Consider the following 19216-nt stretch of genomic DNA (forward strand, 5'->3'; position numbering starts at 1 on the left):
AATATACTGGCTTGTGCGCACGAAGACTGAAAAATATCGTGCGATAAGGTACAAAATGGAGACATAACGCACGAAGACTGTGAACATAACCCTGTCAAGTAGACACTAAAAAAAGTAATCAATATGTTGGCTGTGCTTTTATAAGCGCAGTCATTTTTAATGAAATTCTTTTAGAATTATAAAATTTTATATATTCATTTATTTGCTTTGTGGCGTGTTTTATATCATTGAATGTTTGAGATTTGTCTTTGAATACCTCTGATTTGAGTAACCCCCAAAAGCCTTCCATAGGACCATTATCAATACATCTACCTACACGAGACATGCTTTGCTTCATAGAAGCATTTTTAATCATCTCTCTAAATAGAACACTCGTATATTGGAATCCTCTGTCGCTATGAAATATAATGCCTTCGGTATTTCTTTTAATTATGGCTTTGTTAAAGGTATCGTATACAAGCTTATTATTGTTTTGAGATGAGACTACATGGCTGATGACTTTCTTAGCACCTAAATCATAAATAGCGCTTAAATACACTTTAGATCCATTTTTCAATTTAAATTCTTTCACATCTGTTAACCAGACCTTATTAACTTTACTTGTTGTAAATTTTCTGTTTAGGATATTTTGAGAAGTGATTTCTGGCTTACTAAGTTTATATTGCCTTCTCTTTTTTCTAATGACAGCTTTTAATCCATACTTCTTCATAATTCTATATACGCGTTTATGATTAACCTGGAATTTAGTATATAATCTCAGATAAATATAAATTCTTCGATATCCATATATGCCATCATGTTCATGATAAATCCTGAAAATCTCATCTTTTAATTCGTTATTGAATCTTTCAGATTCTGAAACCTCTCTGTTTTTCCATTTATAATAACTTGCTCTCGATATTTCAAGTGCGGAGCATATCCATTTGATTGGATACTTATCTTTTAATGCTTCGATTGTCTTGTATGCTGCTATTTGCTTGATTTTCGATTCATCAACTGCCTCTCTATTTCTTCCTGCTTTTTTAATACCTCATTCTCCATTTGGAGAAATTTATTTCTTTGTTCAAGTGCTTTTATTTTTAATTCAAGTTCTTCTTCTCTAGTTAAAGCTTCAACTGGTTTTCCTTTTCCTTTACCTCTACCATCTACTAAACCAATATCACCATGTTTTTCATACTTTTTTACCCAATTATAGACTTGTGAATAGTTAACTTGGTACTTTTCAGCTGTCTTATTAAAGTCTCTATTATTTTCAATACAATATTTAGCTATTTCAATTCTCTCTTCAAATGTTGTTTTTCTAGTATTCATAGTGTCTACCTCCAGATATGGAAAATAAGGTTTATTTTCCTTTCCTTCAGTATACTTTACCACCCAATTTTTTAAAGTAGCATGATGTGAAATATTGTAATAGCCTGCTAGATCTGAATACGTCTTATTAGTCTCTAGATATTCTTTAACAACTTTTTCTTTAAATTCGCGTGTATAGATTTTATTTCGATTCTTATTTATAAGTGCTGTTATACCATGTTGCTTATACACTTTATATTTAAATCGAATCACACTATCACTAATATCTAAATTTAACTTATCAATTACATTTTGAAAGGAATAACCCTTTTCATGCAAATCGAAGATTTCCTGATACAGTTTAACAGGTAGTCTAGTTTTATACATAAAAATACCCCCTATAGAGTTTTAGTTTTTTAATGTCTACTCTATAGGGAATAATACACTGAGAGATATCGTGCGCTTGGGTACAAAATAAGGCTCAACTGCACGAAGACTGAGAGATATCGTGCAGTTATCCACCCAATACAATCCGGTCACATTATATAAATATAGAAGAGGCAGGGGCAACTAACGCAGCCCCTGCCTTTCATGTTACGTTATTTTATTTCATTTCATCACGAGTTTTAATGATTTTGTTAATAAATCCGTAGTCTTTAGCTTCTTGTGTGCTTAACCAGTAGTCACGGGCAGTGTCTTTTTCTACTTTTTCAATATCTTGGCCAGTTTCTCTTGCGATTAATTCATTAATTTTATGTCTTGTACGAATAATTTCTTTAGCTGTGATTTCCATTTCAACAGATTGACCTTGTACACCTCCAGAAGGCTGATGAATCATGAATCTTGTATTAGGTAAACTGTAGCGGTTTTCTTTTTTACCAGCTAAATAAATAATAACGCCTGCACTTACTACCCAACCAGAACCGATAATATTAACTTCTGGTTTAATGAAATTAATCATATCATGAATGTAATAACCTGAATCTACATGACCACCTTGGCTTGAAATGAATAGATTGATAGGTTCATCGCTCATTGCTTCTAATAGTAATAGTTGATTACCGACTTCTTTTGCCACTTTATCATTGATTTCCCCGCTAATAATAACCGTACGTGTTTCTAATAACTTTTCAGTAAGTATATCTTTTTCGTTATGTTTTTCTTCAGACATGAAATCACTCCTATAATGATTGATACTACTATTGTGAACGAGTGCGATTTTGATTTCAAATAATTTGACCTATTTTGACTAAATTAAATATTAAATAAATCGTTAAATGATTCAGCCATCGTAGGGTGCGTATAAATGTTATCTCTTAAAACGGTATATGGAATTTGTTGATCCATTGCAAGTTTCAGAATGTTAATCAATTCTTCAGATTCTTTGCCGTAAAGACTTGCGCCTAGAATGAGTTTACTATCTGCATCTACAACAACTTTGAATAAACCTCTGTCATCATGATTGATTTTGTGACGAGGGATATTCTTCACTTCAATTTGACCCTCTAAAATATTGTGACCATTCTTCTTAGCTTTACTTGCAGTGTAGACAATTCTTGAAAGTGGAGGATCTAGAAATACTGTATAAGGCACATAACCTCTATTTTCTGTTGTGCAGTGATGTTCACCAACTAAATGATCTTTGACAATACGGTAATCGTCTAATGAAATATAAGTAAATTGAGGACCACCTTTAACATCTCCGACTGCATAAATATGGTCTACAGAAGTTTGTAGATGTTCATTAACTTTAATTTCACCTTTATCTCCAAGTTCGATATCTGTATTTTCTAAAGCTAAATCAGTATTAGGCACACGACCAGTAGCTAGTAATACAGCATCCCCAGTTATATCACCTTGAGAAGTATGCACAACAGGACAATTATTTTCGGTAGAGAAGGCCGTTACTTCAGCTTCACAATAAATTCAATATCCTGACTAATAATTTCGTCATAAATAAGAGAAGCAATATCTTTATCTTCAGTTACTAGTACATGCTTACGAGGATGTACGATTTTAATCTTACGGCCTAATTTAGAAAAGATTGTCGCGAATTCTAAAGCAATATAACCAGCGCCAATAATGACAAGCGTTTCAGGTAAGTGATCTAATGCCATAATGCCTTTAGAATCATAAATATTTTCAGTAGTCTTAATACCTTCTATATTAGGTATATTTGAACGCGTACCCGTATTAATCACAATCTTATCCGCTTGAATCGTTACAACCGTTTCATTCTGATCATTTAAAAGTAACACTGTTTGGTTATCTTTAAAATGGGCTTTATAAGTGTATACTTCGATATTGTCATCAGAATTAAGATTGTTGAAATTCTTCTTATTTAAAGCAGCAACAACATCTTTCTTACGATCCATTGCTTCAGAAAATGAATGATGTTCTAGACTTTCATGGAGCAATGTCTTACTCGGAATACAACCAACATTTATACAAGTACCACCATACATATTTGAATCTTGTTCAATAACCGCGACCTTTTGACTTTGCCCAGCAAAATCTTTAGCAAGCGTCTTACCAAAACCAACAATCAACATATCAAATCGTTTCATTAACAAAACCTCCAATTGTGATGATTTATATTTAGTATAACGCTTTTGGAGATGTAAATCTGTGTAGGATGTTTCAATATCAGTTAGCAAGTTTTCTATTATTTTACCGTTTTCAAGTTTATGCATAAAAATCTAAATTAATTATGAAAGCGTTTAATACTATAATGAATTTACAAATTACATAGGAGGCAATAGATATGTCTAATAATTGGTTAGAATATGTTAATATAAAATTGATATACAACGTTATTTTAAAGAAAGCTAGGTCATGCATATGAGAATTGGTACCATTTCAGATTTGCATATAGATAGAAGTAAAGATTACTTTCCTCAAGATTTTGAATATATTTTAGCGCAAGAAATTACTCACTTGAATTTAGACCTTTTATTAATAGCAGGTGATGTTTCAAATCATTATTTACAGACGATGCAGTTTGTTCAAAATGTTAAGCGTCATTCTAAAGTTGAAGTACTGTTTATACCTGGCAATCATGATTATTGGAAAAAAGACCAAGAAGAAAAAAGTTCTTATGAAATTTTTGAATATTATAAAGCGCAGCCTGAAAGTATTATGGCAAGTCCATATATTGTGAATGAAGATTGGGCGATTGTCGGGCACAGTGGATGGTATGATTATAGCTTTGCAGATCAAAACAAATTTAGTTTGGAAAGATTAGAACGTAGAAAATATTACGGTTCTACATGGTTAGATAAAGAACATATCGATTGGGGTAAGTCAGACTTAGAGATGTCGCGATTAGCTGCCGAATCCGTGAGAAATGATTTAGAACAGGTGAAAGATAAAAATATTATATTAATGACGCATATTGTGACCAATCGTAAATTTGCAGTTCCAATGCCACATAGAATATTTGATTATTTTAATGCATTTATAGGTACATCAGACTTTGATAAGTTCTATGAAGCATACCCAATCAAATACAGTATTATGGGGCATGTGCATTTCCGTAATATAATAGAAGAAAGTGGTATTCAATATATATGTCCATGTCTCGGTTATCAAAGAGAGTGGCGAACGACTGATTTAGCAACTGAAATTAAAAATACAATACAAGTTATCGAAATATAAAAATATATATCGCAGAAAATTTATGATTATAATAGGTGATTGAATGAAAAAGTATATATCATTATATATCATAGCAGGAAGTGTGCATGCACTATTTTCATTGTATTGGGGACTTGGTGGAGATGCCGGTCTCATAACAGTTGGCTCATGGGTCTTCACGTTAAGTGCACAGTTTGGAATATGGATTAATATCGCGCTGTTATTAATAGGTTTGTTTAAATTTTTAGCGACCATCGTGCCATTAACATTAACCAATCATTTTGATAAGAAAATATATATCATATCTTTAATAGGTAGTATTTTTCTGATGATATATGGTGGATTAAACATGATAATTGGCATATTGAAAATGTGTAAAATAATCGAGAGCCATAACTATTTCACTACGTTCGGACAAGCATTCGTGTGGGATCCACTATTTTTATTGTGGGGAATCGGATTGTTCGGATATGTTATGAAAGTGAAACAGAATAGATAAAGGAGAACGTCACTGGCAGGAGGCAGTGGCGTTTTTGTCGTATATGATGACGAAGTTTGTATGCTGTAAGGGACAGAATTCCGAATAAAAGTAACTTTTTCATATGTATACTCCTTTATTTTAATATATCTATTGATGGAACGACTTTAAATAAACCTGTTGATTCTATCATGAATTTTAAAATTCTGACATGACTCATACCTGTAAAGACAACTGTTCTATCATGGTTGAGCGCATTTTTCATGATGTGGTTGGCCATAAATTGATTACGTTCTAACCATTCGAGTGAAAAGGCGATACCTGGACTACCTGCAAGTGAACGAATAGCAAAAACTTGTTCTAAAGGAATGACTGAATCTTGATATTCAGTTAATTGTTCATATAATGATAAATCTTGTCCTTTTTTATTTTGGTGGCTTTGTTTTGCTTCGTTTAAATGTTGGTATAGTATAGGGGTATCATTTTCAAGGTATTCATCTGCAAATGCTGCACGAATCTTACGTGTTTGCATTTGATTGTTGTCGATTGGTATAACAGTTGGCAAATTTAATTTCAATGCGAGCGGTATCGCTAAAAAATGATGTTCGTTGAGTTGAAGCGGCAAATGTTTACGGGATAATTGATTAAAGTCTTTATCTAATTGATTTTTATTTTTAATATCCCATTCAATTGCGATTAAATCTGGATTGTATTGCTGTAATTTATTCAAAATGACGTTAGCGTCTTCTAAGTATCTTTGATAAGTTTCTAAAAAATATTGATTGCTTTGGTCTAACCGAATATGTGGCGTACCAATGATGCAAATTTCTTTTTGTGCCAATTTGACACCTCCTTAATTGATAATCGTTATCAATTATACATGAACGTTTTTATAAATATAATGTTGCTATTATTTTAAGATAATTAATTAATAATGTTATAATTAAATAATAGAAAATTTAGATTCAAGAAAGGGCTGGAAGTATGTTTTTAGCTTGGAACGAAATGAGACGTAATAAGACGAAGTTTGGTCTAATCATTGGGGTATTAGTTATGATTAGCTATCTTTTATTCTTATTATCAGGATCAGCAAACGGTTTAATGAATATGAATAGGGAAGCAGTCGATTTATGGAAAGCAGATGCGATTGTATTGAATAAAGATGCCAATCAAACAGTTGCACAATCATCTATTAATACAGATGATGTTAAAGACAAATTTGATAAAAGTGAAGGCTTAAAGCAAACGGCTGTTATCGCTTCAGACGGTAAAAACAAAGAGAATGCTACAGTCTTTGGTATCGATGGAGAAGGTTTCTTAATGCCTAAAATAGAAGACGGCAAACTGTTTAAGAAAGATAATGAAGTCGTTGCAGATCATACTTTAAAAACTAAAGGATTCAAAATCGGGGATACATTAACACTTTCAAATAGTGATGAAGAATTAAAAATTGTTGGTTTCTCAGTGAGTTCTAAATTTAATGCATCACCTGTTTTATTTACAAATAATGAAACGATTGGCAAATTAAATCCGATGCTAAAAAGCGATAAGATTAATGCGCTAGTCGTTAAAGATAAAAATTGGAAAGATGTTGAATTAAACGAAGATCTAGAAGTAGAAGACATTGAATCATTTATTACGAAATTACCAGGCTATCAAGCTCAAAATTTAACATTAAACTTTATGATTGTGTTCTTATTTGCGATTTCAGCAATGGTTATTGGTATATTCTTATACATTATTACGTTACAAAAGAGAAATTTATTTGGTGTCTTAAAAGCGCAAGGATTAACGAATGGCTTTTTAGCACGTTCAGTCATGAGCCAAACGATTATTATCGCTTTAATCGGTACATTGATTGGCTTTGGATTAACGGTGTTAACAGGTTCGTTCTTACCAGAAGCAGTGCCTATTAAATTTGATTATTTAACAATGTTGATATACGGTATCGTGCTTATTATCGTCGCAATTTTAGGTAGTTTATTCTCAGTATTAAGTATACGAAAAGTAGAACCATTGAAAGTTATTAGTTAGGAGGCGAAATCATGTTAGCATTTGAGAATGTCACAAAGTCATTTAAAGACGGTAATAGAACGATAGAAGCAGTGAAATCAACCAACTTTAAATTAGAAAAAGGCGAACTAGTTGCCATTATCGGACCATCAGGATCAGGGAAAAGTACGCTGTTAACAATGGCAGGTGCCTTGCAATTACCATCAGAAGGTACTGTGTCTTTAAACGGTCAAAATATAAATCAATTTAATGAAAAACAATTATCTAAACTACGATTAAAAGAAATCGGCTTTATACTACAAACAAGTAATTTAATACCGTTTTTAACTGTTCAACAACAATTTGAATTACTTAAAAAAGTGAAAAAAGACGTCATGAATGAAGAAGAACATACAAGGTTATTGAAACAACTCGGATTGGATAAAATTTTATCTCAATTACCAAGTGAAATATCGGGCGGTCAAAAACAAAGAGTGGCTATCGCTAAAGCACTTTACACAAATCCATCCGTTATACTAGCAGACGAACCAACCGCATCATTAGATACAGAAAATGCAATAGAAGTTATGGAAATATTGAGAAGAGAAACAAAAGAATTAAATAAATTATGTATTATCGTAACACACGATCAAAGACTGACATCATACTGTGATAAAGTATTTAAAATGGTAGATGGTGAGTTGAAAGAAGAAGTATAATGGGTTGATTATAAAAATAACAACCCATTTTTACTGAATAAATCAGTCGAATGTGTTGTTATTTATTTTGAGATAGTATTGATATCCTATCCTTTTATTTTTTATTCATAACTTTTTAATGCTTTTTCCATGATGTCCCATGCTAAGTCTACATTTACTTCTGTAGCGAAATAGGCGTTAGGTTCTTGTTTATAAGTATTATGCAAATCAACAGACATTGTGCCATATGTGAGGTCACTTTGATGCTCGATTTGGATAAATGTTTTTTGTAACGTGAATATTTCAGGATGCAGTAAATATAAAATTGTACAAGCATCATGAATAGGACCACCGTCCATATCGAATTGCGATTTATAAGTAGATTTAAAGAATTTCAAGAGTTCAACTACGAATTGAGAAATTGGATTATTGATTTGATGAAATCTTTCAATTACAGCATCATCTGCTAATAATTGATGCGTCACATCTAATCCGAATACTACAACCGGGATGCCACTTTCAAATACTTTTCTAGCTGCCTCTGCATCAACCCAAATATTAAACTCTGCTGTAGGTGTCCAGTTACCAAACGTTCCTCCTCCCATAATGACGATTTCTTCTATATTATGAGCAATTTTAGGTTCTTGGATAAGTGCCATCGCAACATTTGTTAACGGTCCTGTTGCTACGAGTGTTATAGGTTCGTTACTGTTTAGTACTTCTTCAATTATGACATTTACACCATGCTGATTTGTAGGCTTTAAGTTTGGAACTTTCGGTAATTCAGGACCATCTAAGCCACTTTCACCATGAATACTTTCAGCAAAAGCAGCTTTCTTGATTAAAGGTCTGTCCGCACCGACTGAAACAGGAATGTCGCCTCTATTCATAATATCTAAGACATTTAAAGCATTTGTTGTATTCTTATCTACTGATTGATTTCCCGCAACAGTTGTCACAGCTAAGATGTTTAATGGACTAGATTGAGCACCAGCCAATATTAATGCGATAGCATCGTCATGCCCTGGATCACAATCCATAATCATTTTTCTATTTTGTAACATTTAAACACGTCCTCTTAATTAATGTATGTCTTGATGTCATTATACTAAAGCGTTTTCAACTAAACAAAATAAACAGACTATAAAAAATTATTCTAAATAAGGTCTTGTTTTTTAACAAAGATACGTATATAATTTTAAATCGTAAACGTTACTATTTGTATAAGGAGTGTACGAGATGAAAAAATGGATTGGGGTACTAACAGTTGTTTTTGCAATTTGTATGGTATTAGCTGGCTGTAATCAAACAGATAGCAAAAATAATGATTCTGATAAATTAAAGATTAAGACGACGGTTTACCCATTGAAATCTTTTATAGAACAAATTGCCGGTAAGCATGTAGAAGTAGAATCAATTTATCCTGCAGGAACAGATTTACATAGTTATGAACCAACGCAAAAAGATATTTTAAACGCGAGTAAAGCAGATTTATTTGTTTATACAGGAGACGATTTAGATCCAGTAGCAAAGAAAATTGCCTCAACTATTAAAAAAGATGATAAAAAATTATCACTTCAAAATAGTATGGATCAATCAGAACTTTTAACAGATCAACATGAACATAGTCATGAGCACGGGGAAGATCATGATGACGAAGATGAACATCATGAACATGGAGAAGACCATGAAGAGCATGAACACGAACATGAACATGAAGGTCATAACCACGGTGGATTTGATCCTCACGTATGGTTAGATCCTAAAATCGACCAAGAAATGATTAAAGGAATTAAAGATGAATTAATTAAGAAAGACCCAGATCATAAAGCAGATTATGAGAAGAATTACAAAAAATTAAATAATGAATTATCGGATATCGATCAATCATTAAAAGATGCTACTAAAGGTCATGAAGGCCATACAGTATTTATCTCTCATGAATCTCTAGGTTACTTAGCAAATCGTTATGGATTTGTTCAAAAAGGTGTTCAAAGTATGAATGCTGAAGATCCATCACAAAAAGAATTAACTGAAATTGTTAAAGAAATTAAAGATACAGATGCGAAATACATCTTATATGAAAGCAATATTTCATCAAAAATTACAGACACAATTCGTAAAGAAACAGATGCTAAACCATTAACGTTTAATAATATGGAATCTTTAACGAAAGAACAATTAAAAGAAAAAGACCTTTCATATCAATCATTAATGAAGGAAAATATTAAAAATATCGAAAAATCATTAAATGATAAGATTACAACGAAAGATGACAAGAAAGCTGCATCACATGATAAAGCAATTGAAAAAGGTTATTTCAAAGATTCACAAGTAAAGGACCGTAAACTATCAGATTATGAAGGTGACTGGCAGTCAGTATATCCATATTTAAAAGATGGCACACTTGATGAAGTCTTCGAACATAAAGCTGAAGAAGATGGTAAGATGTCTGAAAAAGAATATAAAGCTTATTATGATAAAGGCTATAAAACAGATGTCGAGAACATCAAAATTGAAGGGAATAAAATCAGTTTCACTAAAGAAGGCAAAACAACTACTGGCGAATATGAGTACGATGGCTATGATATCTTGAAATATGAAAAAGGTAATAGAGGCGTAAGATATACATTTAAATTAAAAGGTGAATCAAACGATAACTTACCGAAATATGTACAATTTAGCGATCACAATATTTATCCTAAAAAAGCTGTACATTTCCATATATTCACGGGCAATGATAAAGATAAAGTCTTAAAAGAATTAGACAACTGGCCAACATATTATCCAGCTAAATTATCTAAAGACGAAGTTAAAGAAGAAATGTTAGCACATTAAACTAAAGAACCTGAGACCACCGTGGTCTCAGGTTCTTTTATGTATAAATGATTGCTATACTAAATTTAATAAAAGGGGGATGTATCAGATGACAAATATTTATGATCAAGATGATTTCTTTGAAGGCTATAAACAAAAAAGAAATCATGCATTAAGTTATAACGAAGTTGTTGAAATGCCTGAGATGAAGCGGTTAATGCCAGATTTAGAAGACAAAACAGTACTCGATATTGGCTGTGGTATGGGGCATTTAATTGCGCATATGTTGACATTACATCCTAAACATATTACAGGAATAGATGAGTCATTCAATATGATTAACGCAAGTCGCGATAAATTCAATTCTAACAATGTCACGTTATACCATGAATCATTTATGGATTTTGAGACGAATGAAACGTATGATGTCATCGTATCTTCACTTGTGTTTCATTATATTGAAGATTTTAAGAGATGCACCGAGAAGTTGAATCAGCTATTAAATAGTAGTGGCACGTTACTCTTTACAATGGAACATCCTATACAAACAGCCACTAAAGGTCCAGAAGTTGCACTAGAAGATGACAAAGGTATATTTTTACGAATGGAACATTATTTTGATGAGTCATCTCGTTCAGCAAATTGGCTAGGTGCGGATGTTTATAAATATCATCATACAATTGAGACAATCTTCAATAATTTAATAGAAAATGACTTTGAAATTCAATGTGTAAAAGACCTCGGGCAGTCTGAGGAAGTATTTAAAATGTACGATCAAGCACGTATCAATAAGCTGAAACAATTTCCACCATTTCTATTAGTAAAAGCAAAGAAAAAGTAGAAGAGAAGGTTATATATGATTTTGAATTTATTTGACTTTGTTATTTTTTAAATATATCTTTGGTTTGTGTTAGTAAAAGAAGGGGTGAATATTTTGGTTAAACGATTAATTAGTGCAAATACGTCTGATATTTTGAATTTTTCATCAGAGGAATTGAAGCAAAGTATTAAGGCGAGTGAAGGTAGAACGGTACTTAGTGAAAATGTTGTCGTACATACGCCTGCTTTAGTTCAAGATATTACAAATGCGGAAATGGCGACTGCTTTTGGAGCGGATATGATTTTACTGAATGCTTTAGATGTCAATGAACCAGAAATTAAAGGTCTATACCATGAAGCTTATCAAGGTACTGGCAATGCTGTTCAAGATTTAAAGAATCTTGTCGGTAGACCTATTGGCGTAAATTTAGAACCAGTTGATGATAAAGCGAATATGGCAGAAGTCAAACTGGATATTTCTGCAGGTAGAAAAGCGACTAAAGAAACTTTTATACAAGCTGAAAAATTAGGTTTTGATTTTGTATGTTTAACTGGGAATCCAGCAACAGGCGTTACAAACAATCATATTTTAGAAGCGATTAAAGTAGGGAAATCTCATTTTAATGGGCTCATTATTGCTGGTAAAATGCACGGATCAGGTGTAGATGAGCCTGTCGTTAATTTAGAAGCAATATCGAATTTTGTAGAAGCTGGAGCAGATATTATATTAGTGCCGGCAGTAGGAACAGTATGGGGTGTCAGTGAAGCAGAAGTGAGAGAAGCTGTTCAAGTAGCGCATAAACATGGCGCACTAGTGATGAGTGCAATCGGTACATCACAAGAAGGTTCGGATGAGGCGACAATTAGAGAAATAGCTATTAAAAATAAAACATTAGGCGTTGATATTCAACATATAGGTAATGCAGGATACGGTGGATTAGCACCAGTCGAGAATATATATGCATTAAGTAAAGCTATTAGAGGGCAACGCCATACGGTATCTAGAATAGCAAGATCCATTAATAGATAAATGGGAAGTTGGAGAGGATGAGACAGTGTAGGCTGTCTCATCCTTTTCATATTTGTTGGGAAAGGTAGTATCGGTCCGGAAACAGGAAATATGGACCGATAAAAATAATTACCGGTCCAGAAATGAGAAATATGGACCGATAAAAAAATTTACCGGTCCAGAAACGAGAAATATGGACCGATAAAGAATATGTCCATATAATTGTGTAATAAAAAAAGAGCCACATATAGCTCACTTTGGTACAATGTAATCGACTAAGAAAAAATTGTAGAGGTGACTATATATGACTCAATTAAATGTTAACTTAGATTATGAAGAATTGGCAAGTGCTATTTTTGGAAGTGATATGAATGCGTCTATGAAAACAATAGCTATGACTGTCATAAATGCATACATGGAAATGGAAAGAGACAAGTATGTTAATGCTGGATATAAACAAAAGAATTCAGGAAGAAACGCACAACGTAATGGCTATTATGAGCGTGATTTCCTGATGCCTATTGGCAATCTGACATTAAAAGTTCCAAGAACACGTGACGGTGAATTTACAACTGAAGTATTTAATCAATATTCGCGTTCTGACCAATCGCTTATTTTAGCGATGACAGAAGCATACATTAATGGTGTTTCAACTAGAAATGTTAATAAAATTGTGGAATCCCTAACGGGAAAATCTGTGTCTAAATCAACTGTTTCAGGCGTAATAAAAAACCTAGATCCTGAAATTAAAGAATGGGCTGGTAGACCTATTGTTAGTCATCAGTATAAGTATGTATTTGTTGATGCTATGCACATTAAGGTAAGAGAGAATAATAAAATTGTTTCTAAAGGTGTTTATATCGCTATGGGTATCAACGAAAATAGAAAACGCGACATTATTGGCTTTAAAATTTCTAATCAAGAGTCAGAATTAGCTTGGTCAGAGTTTTTTGAAGACTTAAGAATGCGTGGTTTAACAACACCTGAACTTATTATCTCTGATGCGCATTCTGGACTTATTAAATCTATTAAGTCACAGTTTATTGATTCATCTTGGCAACGTTGTACATTCCATTTTCTTAAAAATATTGTAGAGAGATTTCCTAAAAAGAACTCTAAAGAAGCTAGAATGTTACTTAAATCAATATTCCAAGCACCAACATATCGTCACGCTGTTCAGCTCAAAGATGAATTCATTGCACAATATGAAAGTAATCCTAAGTATGTGGAAGCTATTAAAATATTGGATGAAGGCTTCGAAGATGCCTCACAATTCTATAGATTTCCTGCTCAACATCATAAAAATCTAAGAACTACTAATTCAGTTGAAAATATTAATATGCAACTCAGAAAACGAGAAAAAATAGTTAAAACATTCCCTAATCTAGATTCAGCTTTTAGATTAATTGGCGCAGTACTTATGGATATTCAAGAAAGATTTGATAAGTCTAACAGACCATTTATCGCTTAATTAAGCTACTTATTTTTTAAAAAATAAGTAGTGATCAAACAACTATATCTGTTTAAACTTCAAAACAAATATAGTTGTTCGATTCATTAAAAAACCAAAGGTTGATTACATTCTAAAGATATTACACAAACATATGGACTTGACCCCGATAAATAAAAATAGCGACCCGAAAACGGGATTATCAGGCCGATAAATAAAAATAGCGACCCGAAAACGGGATTATCAGGCCGATAAATAAAATAGCGACCCGAAAATACACCCCGCAACACCCCCCGCAACACCCCATCATCCATTTTATTTCGGATACAAAAACAATTTTAAATAAATTATTAAAAAGTGCAGAAAAAATATAATTCTATAGTATAATTAAATTTGGTCGAAATTTATTTAGGAGGTCCGTTATGAAAGAATTCTTCCAATATTATAAACCCTATAAAGGATTGTTTTTCTTAGATTTTGGTTCGGCTGTTTTTGTAGGTATTCTCGAATTGGTGTTTCCACTTATTACAAGTATATTTATAGATCAGCTATTGCCAACTAAGAATTGGAGTTGGATTGTGATTTTTGTTTTTCTTTTATTATTCATATACGTTGTTGAATCTGTATTGAAATTCATCGTGACGTATTGGGGGCATAAACTGGGTACTAATATTGAAAGAGATATTCGTAATGAGCTTTATGAGCATATTCAAAAAATGAATTTTGGATTCTTTGATAACCAAAAATCAGGTAAAATCATTGGACGATTAACGAACGATTTAATGGATATTGGAGAAGTTGCTCACCATGAACCTGAAGATGTGTTTGTAGCAGTTATGACGCTTGTCGGTTCGTTTGTTATTATGTTGACAATCGATGTGAAACTCGCGCTTATTACGTTCTGTGTTGTACCGATTATTTTTGTATTAACGATTTACTTTAATCAAAAAATGTCAGGTGCTTTTAAAAACTTATTTAGCAATGTTTCGAGATTTAATGAGCTTATTGCTGATAATGTTGGTGGTATGCGTCTTGTACAAGCATTTACAAATGAAGGTCACGAATTAGCAAGATTTAAAAAGGTCAATGATAATTTTAGAGCGACAAAATTAAAAGCATATTCTTATATGTCTTGGAACTTGTCGATTAGTCATATTGCTCAAAAATTAACGTTAATCTTTGTACTGATTTTAGGAAGTTATTTTGTATTAAATGGATCACTGTCATATGGTGGATTTGTAGCGTTTATTATGATTACAAATCTGTTATTTAAACCGTTAGAGTCTATTAATATGGTTATTGAACTATTTCCTAAAGGTATTGCTGGATTCAAAAATTTTAAAGAAATCGTAAATATGGATCCAGAAATTAAAGATAATGACGATGCTATCGAATTTATAGATGAACCAGATACGATTGAATATGAAGATGTATCATTCAAATATTCAGAGAAATTAATCTTAAATCAGCTATCTATCAAAATTGAACAAGGTGAAAAAGTAGCACTTGTAGGACCGAGTGGGGGAGGTAAAACGACAATTTGTTCGTTATTACCAAGGTTCTATGATCCGTTACAAGGTAAGATTAAAATCGATAATCGAGACATTAAATCTTATAAGTTGGAATCATTAAGAAAACAAATTGGTGTTGTACAGCAAGATGTATTTCTTTTCGGTGGAACATTAAGAGATAATATTATTTATGGTAATTTAAATGCAACGGAAGAAGAAATTAATTACGCAGTTGACCAAGCACAATTAAGAACGTTTGTAGATGAATTGCCAGAAGGTTTAGATACTGTCGTTGGGGAACGCGGTACAAAATTATCCGGTGGACAAAAGCAACGTATTTCAATTGCGAGAATGTTCTTGAAGAATCCGCCAATTATTATTCTTGATGAAGCTACGAGTGCTTTAGATGTTGAAACTGAAAATAAAATACAATCAGCATTTAAGAATTTATCACGTGGTCGAACATCACTGATCATTGCGCATAGACTGAGTACGATTAGACATGTCGATAGAATTGTATATATTGAACAAGGTCAAATTCAAGAAATGGGCAGTCATGATGAACTCGTGGATAAAGGCGGTAAATACAAAGATTTATACATGTCACAGTTTGAACAAATTGAAGAATTTTAACATACTGCCGGAGATCTTTATGAAGAAAAAGGTCTCTGCATTTTTTATTTTGAGCTAAATAATAGACTTTCAGTTTAAAGTTGTTATTATAGAGTGTTAATATCTATGATTAAGAGGTGTAACATGAAGATTTCTAAAGGGTCAGACTATGGGCTGCATGCTTTGGCATATTTAATTGCTAAAAGAGACCAACAGCCCATCAATGTTAAAAGTTTATCTGAAACGTTAAATGTGTCTGTAACATATTTATCTAAAATATTAACGCAATTAGTAAAGGCAAACGTCATAAAATCTGCATCTGGTGCAAAAGGCGGTTATTATTTAGTTAATAATTGGGAAGACATAACTGTCTATGATATTATTACTGCAATTGATGGTCATCAAAGTACACTTGAAGATAGCTTTAATCACGGTCCAGAATGTAAGATACAAGCGATATTAACTTCTGCTGAAGATGAAATGACGCAAGCTTTGAAAAATAAAACTTTAAAAGATTTAATGTAAGTTAAATCTTTTTTTATCTATCAATTATAGATATTACGACTCTACAATAGTTATGAAAGGTGGAAATGCTATGTTTGATTGTATCGCAATAGGTGGAGGGCCAGCAGGATTAGCGAGTGCACTCACGTTAGGAAGAGCTTTAAAAAAGACGTTAGTGATAGACAATAATAATGCGAGAAATAAAGTGACACAGCATTCACATGCATTTTTAACGCAAGACAGTGTAAGACCTGAAGAATTGAGAGCTAAAGGAGAACATGATGTTGATCAATATGATGATGTAACGCGAATTAATGACACGGTGTTAAACATATTGAAAGAGGAGCATAACTTTATTGTTGAAACAGCCAACCAACAATATAAAGCTAAAAAAATTATGGTATGTACAGGTTTACGGGAAACATTACCAGAAATTGAAGGTTTAAAAGAAAGTTGTGGCAAATCTGTCTTTTATTGTCCGTGGTGTGATGGATATGAATTGAAACATAAACCATTACTCGTAGCTGTTCAACCTGAGCATGTGAAACATATGGCGATGCTTATTAACAATTGGACAGACGATATCGTTATAAGTAGCCGTGATTTTTCATTATTAACTGAAGAAGATAAAGCGTTTATTGAAAGTAAACATATCACATTAGTGGAAAGCGAAGTAGCGGAATTTAAACATCATGAAGGACAAATTAATGAAGTTATCTTTAAAAATGGTGAACGTATCAATAGAAGCGGTGCAATCATTGGTGTGAAGTGGGATACTGATTTTGAATTTTTAAAAGCGTCCGATATTGAAAGAGAAGACAACGGAAAAATAAAAATTAATGAGTTAGGTGAATCATCTATACCAGGATTGTTTGTAGCAGGTGAAAGTAAAGATTTCATGGCATCTCAACTAATAGACGCAGCAGCAAATGGTAATCAAGTCGCAAAATTTGTAGCAATGCAAATCATTATGGAATCATAAATAAAAACAGGCTGGGACATAATGTAATGTCTTAGCCTGTTTTAGAATGCTTATTTTTTAGTTATTTTAATATTAATTTCAAAGTCACCAAATTGAACATTGCGATGTTCAGAATCTGAAGTTGGTTGAAGTATTGTATTCTCAACTCTGCATAATTCTTGGATTAAAGCGTTCTTCTTCTGAGTCTTACCTATTGAACCTGAATAACTTCTTGGTGGATTTGCCTGCAATTCTAATAGTTCTGATAAAATATCGTCTCTTGTTCTCATATTTATTGCCTCCTAATTTGATAGTTACAATAAAACAGCTCATCTTAAGATTAAGAAGAGCTGTTTAGAGAATCTTCTTATCTTTCAAGTTAAACTTGTTGGATTTAGCACAGTACATACGCCTGTTGCTGAGGTTTCATCGGGCCAATTCCCTCCGCCTACTCTTAATAAGACTACGAGCTATTTTATTGTTTCTTAATCATAACGAATTAATTGTATTTTGCCTAATTTTTAAAATCTAAATGTTTAAAAGGTTTGAGGTGGTCTATATATTAACTGAATATGAAGCATAGGAGGAATAGATTATGAAGTATAAAATGCTTTCTTTATTGTTGTCAGCAGGTATCGTGTTAGCAGCATGTGGTAATGGTGACGGTGATAACAATGATAAAAAAGAAAATCAAAATGATGAAAAAACAGAACAAACAACTAAAGAAAATAGTAACGACGATCAAAATACAGATGACCAAGATTCAGACGATGATCAAAACACAGATGATGATCAAAGTTCAGACAAAGCAACTAAAAATACAGTTAAATGGGATGACATTAAAGTCTCTCCTGAAGATGCTGTAAAAGCTGCACAAAAAGAATCAAAAGGTGAACTTAAAGATCTATCTTTTGAAAAAGAAACAGGCGAGTGGAGTTATAAAGTTGAATTAGCTGATGGAACAAATGAAAATAAAGTACTGATAAATGCAGATGATAAATCTGTTACGAATGTTGAAAAAGAACAAGAAGATAGTGATGATAATGATCAAACATTCAAATTATCAGATGTTGCTAAATTCGAAGATGCACTTAAAGTAGCACGAGACAAAGCTAAAGGTGATATTAAAGAATGGTCACTAAGTGAAGATAATGGCAAACTTGTTTATTCTATTGAGTTAAAAGAAGGTAATAAAGAATCAACAGAATTTACAATTGATGCTAAGTCTAAAGAAATTCTTGAACAAGAAACAGATTAATTTATTAAGAACATAGGATAATTCATTTTATCCTATGTTTTTTTATGTTTATTTATTGATTATCATTCTCAATTAGCATTTCGCATGAAGTTTGAAAAAATTTCATTACATAAATACTATAGGTACAGCCTTATATTTGTATTTTCTATGAATTCTATAAAATTTTTATTGACTATTGCAC

General features: G+C 32.3%; 17 protein-coding genes, 1 pseudogene and 1 riboswitch. Of the genes and pseudogenes, 12 read left to right on the forward strand and 6 right to left on the reverse strand.

Going from position 1 to position 19216, the window contains the following annotated elements; all coding sequences use genetic code 11:
- Positions 1-118: 118 nt before the first annotated feature.
- The 3 genes and pseudogenes from MUA60_RS02820 to merA form a co-directional block, all read right to left on the reverse strand.
- Positions 119-1677, reverse strand: a protein-coding gene (locus MUA60_RS02820; RefSeq protein WP_262649595.1) for an IS3 family transposase whose coding sequence is annotated in 2 segments (ribosomal slippage) — positions 119-994 and positions 997-1677 — 1557 coding nt in all. Because the reading frame shifts where the segments join, the coding sequence is not laid out codon by codon here.
- A gap of 217 nt (positions 1678-1894) precedes the next feature.
- Positions 1895-2461 carry an ATP-dependent Clp protease proteolytic subunit gene (locus MUA60_RS02825; RefSeq protein ID WP_262649596.1) on the reverse strand — a complete coding sequence of 189 codons (567 nt, stop codon included), beginning with the start codon at positions 2459-2461 and terminating at the stop codon, positions 1895-1897.
- 83 nt (positions 2462-2544) lie between these two features.
- Positions 2545-3857 (reverse strand): annotated as a pseudogene (gene merA, locus MUA60_RS02830) (hypothiocyanous acid reductase MerA).
- 274 nt (positions 3858-4131) lie between these two features.
- Between merA and MUA60_RS02835 the strand changes: the two are divergent.
- Both MUA60_RS02835 and MUA60_RS02840 read left to right on the forward strand, forming a co-directional pair.
- Positions 4132-4947, forward strand: coding sequence for a metallophosphoesterase (locus MUA60_RS02835; RefSeq protein ID WP_262650570.1), 816 nt, complete (start codon positions 4132-4134; stop codon positions 4945-4947).
- A 43-nt stretch (positions 4948-4990) separates the two neighbouring features.
- Positions 4991-5425 carry a DUF3995 domain-containing protein gene (locus MUA60_RS02840; protein ID WP_262649598.1) on the forward strand — a complete coding sequence of 145 codons (435 nt, stop codon included), beginning with the start codon at positions 4991-4993 and terminating at the stop codon, positions 5423-5425.
- Positions 5426-5540: 115 nt separating this feature from the next.
- Here the strand turns inward: MUA60_RS02840 and MUA60_RS02845 are convergent, their stop codons facing one another.
- Complete coding sequence (locus MUA60_RS02845; RefSeq protein ID WP_262649600.1) at positions 5541-6245, reverse strand: DUF5694 domain-containing protein; 705 nt, start codon at positions 6243-6245, stop codon at positions 5541-5543.
- A 143-nt stretch (positions 6246-6388) separates the two neighbouring features.
- Between MUA60_RS02845 and MUA60_RS02850 the strand changes: the two genes are divergently transcribed.
- Positions 6389-7438, forward strand: coding sequence for an ABC transporter permease (locus tag MUA60_RS02850; protein ID WP_262649602.1), 1050 nt, complete (start codon positions 6389-6391; stop codon positions 7436-7438).
- A gap of 11 nt (positions 7439-7449) precedes the next feature.
- Positions 7450-8115, forward strand: coding sequence for an ABC transporter ATP-binding protein (locus MUA60_RS02855; RefSeq protein WP_204179039.1), 666 nt, complete (start codon positions 7450-7452; stop codon positions 8113-8115).
- A 101-nt stretch (positions 8116-8216) separates the two neighbouring features.
- Here MUA60_RS02855 and MUA60_RS02860 read toward each other — a convergent pair whose 3' ends face one another.
- Positions 8217-9158, reverse strand: coding sequence for a nucleoside hydrolase (locus MUA60_RS02860; protein WP_262649605.1), 942 nt, complete (start codon positions 9156-9158; stop codon positions 8217-8219).
- Between the two features lie 175 nt (positions 9159-9333).
- On the opposite strand from MUA60_RS02860, the gene adcA reads away from it, so the two are divergent.
- The 7 genes from adcA to MUA60_RS02895 all read left to right on the forward strand — a co-directional run bounded on the left by adcA (position 9334) and on the right by MUA60_RS02895 (position 17798).
- Positions 9334-10932 (forward strand): zinc ABC transporter substrate-binding lipoprotein AdcA, encoded by a 1599-nt coding sequence (gene adcA, locus MUA60_RS02865; RefSeq protein ID WP_262649606.1) that lies wholly within the window; start codon positions 9334-9336, stop codon positions 10930-10932.
- Positions 10933-11020: 88 nt separating this feature from the next.
- Positions 11021-11752, forward strand: coding sequence for a class I SAM-dependent methyltransferase (locus MUA60_RS02870; protein ID WP_262649608.1), 732 nt, complete (start codon positions 11021-11023; stop codon positions 11750-11752).
- A gap of 93 nt (positions 11753-11845) precedes the next feature.
- On the forward strand, positions 11846-12760 hold the full coding sequence (locus MUA60_RS02875; RefSeq protein WP_262649610.1) for a DUF7916 family protein: 915 nt from the start codon (positions 11846-11848) through the stop codon (positions 12758-12760).
- 283 nt (positions 12761-13043) lie between these two features.
- On the forward strand, positions 13044-14210 hold the full coding sequence (locus MUA60_RS02880) for an IS256 family transposase (RefSeq protein ID WP_107611145.1): 1167 nt from the start codon (positions 13044-13046) through the stop codon (positions 14208-14210).
- Between the two features lie 401 nt (positions 14211-14611).
- Entirely contained in the window at positions 14612-16333 is a 1722-nt protein-coding gene (locus MUA60_RS02885; protein WP_262649612.1) for an ABC transporter ATP-binding protein, read from the forward strand.
- 123 nt (positions 16334-16456) lie between these two features.
- Positions 16457-16837 carry an RrF2 family transcriptional regulator gene (locus MUA60_RS02890; protein ID WP_262649614.1) on the forward strand — a complete coding sequence of 127 codons (381 nt, stop codon included), beginning with the start codon at positions 16457-16459 and terminating at the stop codon, positions 16835-16837.
- A gap of 70 nt (positions 16838-16907) precedes the next feature.
- Entirely contained in the window at positions 16908-17798 is an 891-nt protein-coding gene (locus MUA60_RS02895) for an NAD(P)/FAD-dependent oxidoreductase (protein WP_262649615.1), read from the forward strand.
- Between the two features lie 50 nt (positions 17799-17848).
- Here MUA60_RS02895 and MUA60_RS02900 read toward each other — a convergent pair whose 3' ends face one another.
- On the reverse strand, positions 17849-18067 hold the full coding sequence (locus MUA60_RS02900; protein ID WP_198471514.1) for a hypothetical protein: 219 nt from the start codon (positions 18065-18067) through the stop codon (positions 17849-17851).
- A 74-nt stretch (positions 18068-18141) separates the two neighbouring features.
- A riboswitch (SAM riboswitch) is annotated at positions 18142-18241 on the reverse strand.
- A 131-nt stretch (positions 18242-18372) separates the two neighbouring features.
- On the opposite strand from MUA60_RS02900, the gene MUA60_RS02905 reads away from it, so the two are divergent.
- On the forward strand, positions 18373-19035 hold the full coding sequence (locus MUA60_RS02905) for a PepSY domain-containing protein (protein ID WP_262649617.1): 663 nt from the start codon (positions 18373-18375) through the stop codon (positions 19033-19035).
- Positions 19036-19216 lie beyond the last annotated feature (181 nt).

The sequence above is a fragment of the Mammaliicoccus sciuri genome, assembly GCF_025561425.1.
In the GTDB taxonomy this organism is placed as follows: Bacteria; Bacillota; Bacilli; order Staphylococcales; family Staphylococcaceae; genus Mammaliicoccus; species Mammaliicoccus sciuri_A.

What these genes read in the sequence shown, in the direction of transcription:
- MUA60_RS02825 (WP_262649596.1), bottom strand. Translation starts at nt 2,461, where the DNA reads ATGTCTGAAGAAAAACATAACGAAAAAGATATACTTACTGAAAAGTTA.
- MUA60_RS02835 (WP_262650570.1), top strand. Translation starts at nt 4,132, where the DNA reads ATGAGAATTGGTACCATTTCAGATTTGCATATAGATAGAAGTAAAGAT.
- MUA60_RS02840 (WP_262649598.1), top strand. Translation starts at nt 4,991, where the DNA reads ATGAAAAAGTATATATCATTATATATCATAGCAGGAAGTGTGCATGCA.
- MUA60_RS02850 (WP_262649602.1), top strand. Translation starts at nt 6,389, where the DNA reads ATGTTTTTAGCTTGGAACGAAATGAGACGTAATAAGACGAAGTTTGGT.
- MUA60_RS02855 (WP_204179039.1), top strand. Translation starts at nt 7,450, where the DNA reads ATGTTAGCATTTGAGAATGTCACAAAGTCATTTAAAGACGGTAATAGA.
- MUA60_RS02860 (WP_262649605.1), bottom strand. Translation starts at nt 9,158, where the DNA reads ATGTTACAAAATAGAAAAATGATTATGGATTGTGATCCAGGGCATGAC.
- adcA (WP_262649606.1), top strand. Translation starts at nt 9,334, where the DNA reads ATGAAAAAATGGATTGGGGTACTAACAGTTGTTTTTGCAATTTGTATG.
- MUA60_RS02870 (WP_262649608.1), top strand. Translation starts at nt 11,021, where the DNA reads ATGACAAATATTTATGATCAAGATGATTTCTTTGAAGGCTATAAACAA.
- MUA60_RS02880 (WP_107611145.1), top strand. Translation starts at nt 13,044, where the DNA reads ATGACTCAATTAAATGTTAACTTAGATTATGAAGAATTGGCAAGTGCT.
- MUA60_RS02885 (WP_262649612.1), top strand. Translation starts at nt 14,612, where the DNA reads ATGAAAGAATTCTTCCAATATTATAAACCCTATAAAGGATTGTTTTTC.
- MUA60_RS02890 (WP_262649614.1), top strand. Translation starts at nt 16,457, where the DNA reads ATGAAGATTTCTAAAGGGTCAGACTATGGGCTGCATGCTTTGGCATAT.
- MUA60_RS02895 (WP_262649615.1), top strand. Translation starts at nt 16,908, where the DNA reads ATGTTTGATTGTATCGCAATAGGTGGAGGGCCAGCAGGATTAGCGAGT.
- MUA60_RS02900 (WP_198471514.1), bottom strand. Translation starts at nt 18,067, where the DNA reads ATGAGAACAAGAGACGATATTTTATCAGAACTATTAGAATTGCAGGCA.
- MUA60_RS02905 (WP_262649617.1), top strand. Translation starts at nt 18,373, where the DNA reads ATGAAGTATAAAATGCTTTCTTTATTGTTGTCAGCAGGTATCGTGTTA.